This is a genomic window from Pseudomonas sp. B2021, from assembly GCF_018135665.1.
Taxonomy (GTDB): domain Bacteria; phylum Pseudomonadota; class Gammaproteobacteria; order Pseudomonadales; family Pseudomonadaceae; genus Aquipseudomonas; species Aquipseudomonas lactis.
Genome location: NZ_SMOF01000033.1, coordinates 1 through 428, shown reverse-complemented (window position 1 = coordinate 428; position 428 = coordinate 1). Strand labels below are relative to the sequence as shown.

Genomic DNA, 428 nt, shown 5'->3' with positions numbered 1-428 from the left:
TCGTCACCGGCCAGGTGCGCCAGTTTGGCGTCATTGCGCAGGGCGGTCAGCCGGGTCTTGGTGAAGGGCTTGCCGGCGATGTCGCGTTTGTAGCGGCCGGGGTAGTCGTAGCGCTCGTAGTCCTTGTGCTGGTTTTTCAGGTCCTGGTCGCCGGTGGCGGTGTGCTGTTGGTCGTAGCGCGGGTGGGTGAAGGTGTAGTCGCGTTGTACCTGGCGGGCGGTGCGTACTTGTTCGGTGTAGTGAAAACGGGTCAAGGCCGGTTCCGTGGCATCGCCGCCGGCCATGGGTTGGTAGATCACGGGGCAATGTTTGTGCGTGCCGATGGTGCCCAGGCCGCCGACGCGGTCGGTGAGGACGAGGGTGTGGCCGTCGTCGCGGTGTTCGAAGGTGTAGAGCAGGCCTTCCTCGGCGGCGAGGCGGGCGATGAA

At 65.4% G+C, this 428-nt stretch carries 1 protein-coding gene; it reads right to left on the bottom strand.

From position 1 onward, the window contains the following. Positions 1-428 (bottom strand): contractile injection system protein, VgrG/Pvc8 family (locus tag E1K68_RS27550; RefSeq protein ID WP_275959734.1); only part of this gene is annotated, 428 nt, incomplete at both ends.